The organism is Dietzia sp. HMSC21D01 (genome assembly GCF_001815995.1).
Lineage (GTDB): Bacteria > Actinomycetota > Actinomycetes > Mycobacteriales > Mycobacteriaceae > Dietzia > Dietzia cinnamea.
This window is the reverse complement of the sequence record NZ_KV824062.1, coordinates 1-4,784: the sequence shown is the minus strand read 5'-3', so window position 1 is coordinate 4,784 and position 4,784 is coordinate 1. Positions and strand designations below refer to the sequence as shown.

3 protein-coding genes and 1 tRNA gene are annotated in these 4,784 nt (G+C 69.9%); 2 read left to right on the top strand and 2 right to left on the bottom strand.

The window, feature by feature from the left end:
* Positions 1 to 174: 174 nt before the first annotated feature.
* Together HMPREF3086_RS14545 and HMPREF3086_RS14540 are read right to left on the bottom strand one after the other, a co-directional pair.
* Positions 175 to 247: transfer RNA gene (locus HMPREF3086_RS14545), tRNA-Val, on the bottom strand.
* 98 nt (positions 248 to 345) lie between these two features.
* Positions 346 to 780 carry a DUF3052 domain-containing protein gene (locus tag HMPREF3086_RS14540; RefSeq protein WP_007628241.1) on the bottom strand — a complete coding sequence of 145 codons (435 nt, stop codon included), beginning with the start codon at positions 778 to 780 and terminating at the stop codon, positions 346 to 348.
* A gap of 316 nt (positions 781 to 1,096) precedes the next feature.
* On the opposite strand from HMPREF3086_RS14540, the gene aceE reads away from it, so the two are divergent.
* Both aceE and HMPREF3086_RS14530 read left to right on the top strand, forming a co-directional pair.
* Positions 1,097 to 3,892 carry a pyruvate dehydrogenase (acetyl-transferring), homodimeric type gene (gene aceE, locus HMPREF3086_RS14535; protein WP_070722587.1) on the top strand — a complete coding sequence of 932 codons (2,796 nt, stop codon included), beginning with the start codon at positions 1,097 to 1,099 and terminating at the stop codon, positions 3,890 to 3,892.
* Positions 3,889 to 4,784: PucR family transcriptional regulator (locus HMPREF3086_RS14530; RefSeq protein WP_070722585.1), on the top strand; the 896-nt coding region annotated here is incomplete at its 3' end. The genes aceE and HMPREF3086_RS14530, both read left to right, overlap by 4 nt.

The following is a 4,784-nucleotide window of genomic DNA, read 5'->3' as shown; positions in this document are numbered from 1 at the left end:
GCACCCGCGGCCGCGTGGGCGTCACCAGCGTCGGCGCGCGGATGGAGCAGTCCCTCCACGCGCGAGGCCACCGCGCCGAAGCCGGCCACCGGATGCCACCTCGAGGGGTCGGCCAGCGCCGCGTCGACGAGGAAGCCCAGGGCGATGCCGCAGGCGCGAGAGGTGTCCATGGGGTGCGCGCGGAGGGAATCGAACCCCCGACCGCTGGTGTGTAAGACCAGAGCTCTAACCGCTGAGCTACGCGCGCGTACGCCAGCGCCTCACGGGCGCCGGCGCGGCTCAGAGTATCCCACCGTGGGCCGCGCCTCCCCGCGGGGCGGGCGCGGAGCTCCCGGGGTCCCCGCCCTACTTCCGCGGCATGCTGTTCTTGCGGAGGGCGAGCCGGCTGCCGACCCAGTCCCCGATGGCCGCCGTCCGGGTCTGGAGCATCCCCGCGGTCTGGGCGGACTCCGCGATCACGGCGGGCTCCACGTGCCCGTCACGCCCCGTTTTGGGGGTGAGGACCCAGACGGACCCCTCGTCCGCGAGCGGCGTGACGACGTCCATCAGCCGATCCACGAGGTCCCCGTCACCGTCCCGCCACCAGAGCAACACCGCGTCGACCACCTCATCGGTGTCCTCCTCCAGCAGCTCCGATCCGACGGCGTCCTCGACGGCCTCGCTGATCGACTCGTCGCAGTCGGAATCCCATCCGACCTCCTGAACGAGCATGCCCTCCGTCAGATCGAGCTGACCAGCGACCTGGTCCGCTCCGTCCTGCTGGTTCGCCGCGGCGACCACCGTGGTGTTCCTCCCTCTGTTCCGAGTAGTCCATCGAGGTAGTTCATCGAGGACTTTCGCTGACCAGGAACACTACCCGCGGACAGGCACCGGGGAAACGGCTACCGCCCATTTACCGGCGCGGGGCATCCCGCGACGGTGTCGCGGGTCACGCTTTGGGGCACAATCGGAAACGACGGGCCGACGGTGGCCCGGTCCGAGCCCGACGCGGTCCGCCACACACCCGTGGACCGCGGTGCGGGCCCGACGCTGTACCGACGAGTGGTGGCCCCACCGGGCCGCCGCGGTACGAATCACAGAAGTGAGGACGAGAAGCATGACCGAGAACGCAGGCCCCCGGAACGGTTCCGCACCCACCAACGTGCCGGTCCTCCGCGAGGGCGTCGCGTCCTACCTGGCGGACTCCGATCCCGAGGAGACCCAGGAGTGGATGGATTCGCTCGACGGTCTGCTCGCCGAGGCCGGGCCCGAGCGGGCTCGCTACCTGATGCTGCGGCTGCTCGAACGTGCCTCGAAACAACGCGTACCGCTCCCGGCGCTCACCTCCACGGACTACGTCAACACGATCCCCACCAGCCTCGAGCCGGAGTTCCCGGGCGACGAGGCGGTGGAGCGTACCTACCGCCGGTGGATCCGCTGGAACGCCGCCATCATGGTCCACCGCGCCCAGCGCCCCGGCATCGGCGTGGGCGGGCACATCTCGACCTACGCGGGCGCGGCGCCGCTCTACGAGGTGGGCTACAACCACTTCTTCCGCGGCAAGGACCATCCCGGCGGCGGTGACCACGTCTTCTTCCAGGGCCACGCCTCCCCCGGCATGTACGCCCGCGCGTACCTCGAGGGTCGGCTCCGCGAGCACGATCTCGACGGCTTCCGGCAGGAGAAGAGCCACCCGGGTCGGTCCCTGCCCTCCTACCCCCATCCCCGCTCGATGCCCGAGTTCTGGGAGTTCCCGACCGTCTCGATGGGTCTCGGTCCCATCAACGCCATCTACCAGGCGCGGTTCAACCGCTACCTGCACAACCGCGGCATCAAGGACACCTCCCAGCAGCACGTCTGGGCGTTCCTCGGCGACGGTGAGATGGACGAGGTCGAGTCGCGCGGCGCGCTGCAGATCGCGGCCAACGACGCGCTGGACAACCTCACCTTCGTCATCAACTGCAACCTCCAGCGGCTCGACGGGCCCGTCCGCGGCAACGGCCAGATCGTCCAGGAGCTGGAGTCCTACTTCAACGGCGCCGGCTGGAACGTCATCAAGGTCGTCTGGGGCCGCGAGTGGGACGCGCTGTTCGAGAAGGACACCGAGGGCGCGCTCGTCTCGCTGATGAACTCCGTCTCGGACGGTGACTACCAGACGTTCAAGGCCAACGACGGCGCCTACGTCCGCGAGCACTTCTTCGGCCGCGACCCCCGCACCGCCAAGCTCGTCGAGGACATGACGGACGAGGAGATCTGGGACCTGCGCCGCGGCGGGCACGACTACCGCAAGATCCACGCCGCGTACAAGGCCGCGCTCGAGCACAGCGGTCAGCCGACCGTGATCCTGGCCCACACCATCAAGGGCTTCGGGCTGGGTCAGAACTTCGAGGGGCGCAACGCGACCCACCAGATGAAGAAGCTGACGCTCGACGACCTCAAGCTGTTCCGCGACAAGCAGCAGATCCCGATCACCGACGAGGAGCTCGAGGCCGACCCCGCCCAGCCGCCGTACTACAACCCGGGTCCGAACTCCCCCGAGATCAGGTACATGCTGGACCGCCGTGCCGCGCTGGGCGGTCACGTGCCCGAGCGGCGGCAGACCTTCACCCCGCTGAACGTGCCCGACATCGACGCCCTGAAGTCGCTGCGCAAGGGCTCGGGCAAGCAGGCCGTGGCCACGACGATGGCGCTCGTGCGAACCGCCAAGGAGCTCATGCGCGACGAGTCGCTGCGTGACCGTTTCGTGCCCATCATCCCGGACGAGGCCCGCACCTTCGGCATGGACTCGTGGTTCCCGACGCTGAAGATCTACAACCCGCACGGCCAGAACTACACCTCGGTCGACCACGAGCTCATGCTGAGCTACAAGGAGGCCAAGAACGGCCAGATCATGCACGAGGGCATCAGCGAGGCCGGTTCGGTCGCCGAGTTCACGGCCGCCGGAACCGCATACGCCACCCACGGCGAGCCGATGATCCCGCTGTACATCTTCTACTCGATGTTCGGCTTCCAGCGGACCGGCGACGCGATCTGGGCGGCCGCCGACCAGCTCGCCCGGGGCTTCCTGCTCGGCGCCACCGCCGGCCGCACGACCCTCACCGGCGAGGGCCTCCAGCACATGGACGGACACTCCCCGCTACTGGCGGCGACCAACCCTGGGATCATCTCCTACGACCCCGCCTGGGCCTACGAGGTCGCGCACATCATGCGTGCCGGCGTCGAGCGGATGTACGGGCCGGGTTCCGCCCACGAGACGGAGACCGACGGCATCGACCGCAACGTCTCGTACTACATCACCCTGTACAACGAGCCCGTTCCGCAGCCGGCCGAGCCGGAGGATCTCGACGCCGACGCGCTGCTGCGGGGCCTGTACCGGTTCCGGGCGGCCGAGTCCGGCACCCACAAGGCCGCCATCCTCGCCTCGGGGGTGGCCATGTACGCGGCGGTCGACGCGCAGCGGATGCTCGCCGAGGACTGGGACGTCGCGGCCGACCTGTGGTCCGCGACCTCCTGGACCGAGCTGGCCCGCGACGGTTTCGAGTGTGAGCGACACGCCCTGCGCCACCCGGATCAGCAGCCGCGCACCCCGTTCGTCGCGGCGGCGCTGGCCGAGGCCGAAGGGCCCAAGGTCGCGGTGAGCGACTTCCAGAAGGCGGTGCCGGACCAGATCCGCGCCTGGGTCCCCGGTGACTTCACGGTTCTGGGCTGCGACGGGTTCGGGTTCTCCGACACCCGGCCGGCCGCTCGTCGCTACTTCAACACCGACGCCGAGTCGATCGTCGTCGCCGTGCTGGCGGGGCTCGTCCGCGAGGGCGCCATCGAGAAGGTCACCCTCCTCGAGGCCGCGCGGCAGTACCGGATCGACGACGTCATGGCCGCTCCCGAGCCGACGACGGATCCCGGAGTGGCGTGACCGAGACGTCCGACCCCGCCACCGGGGAGAGGCAGCCGGAGCGCGTCCGGCGGCGGTCGTCCACGCCGCCGGACGACAGGCCGGTCTCCGACGCTCTCCTCAAGCGCATCACGCGGTACTCGGGGACCCTGTCCACCGAGGCGGTCCGCGCACTGGAGCAGGAACTGCCGTTCTTCGCCGAACTGTCGGCGGACCAGCGGGCGGAGATCCAGCTGATCATCCAGAGCGCGGTCCGTGACTTCGTCACGTGGGTGCGCAACCCCGAGGCCCCGCACACCGACACCATCGCCGGTTTCAAGTTGCTACCCAAGGGCGTCGGTCAGGGGCTCACCCTGCAACAGACGGTGCAGCTCGTGCGCTCGACCCTCGAGTACTTCGAGCTGGTGATGCCCCGGATCACCCACAACGAGCGACAGCGCGGCCTGATGATCGCAGCGGTCCTGAAGTTCGGCCGCGAGCTGGGGTTCACCGCGGCCTCCGTGTACGCCGCGGCGGCGGAGAACCGCGGCGCGTGGGACACGCGCATGGAGGCGATGATCGTCGACGCCGTGGTCCGCGGGGACCGGCACGCGGATCTCATCTCCGGTGCCTCCGCACTGAACTGGGATCCGACGACCGCGGCCACGGTCATCATCGGGACCCCGAGGGAGGACCTGGGTCTCGCCTCGGTACCCGCCGTCCACAGGGCCGCCGTCTCGTCCGACCGGCACGCGCTGGCCGTGGTCCAAGGGGCCCGCCTCGTCGTCATCCTGTCGGGAGAGCTGGAGTCCTCCGCGTCGATCCCGCCCTCTGTGCTCGACGCGTTCTCCTCGGACGCCCCCGTCGTCCACGGACACACCGTGGGCTCCCTGGTCGAGGCCCCGGACAGCGCGGCGGAGGCGCTGTCCGGGGC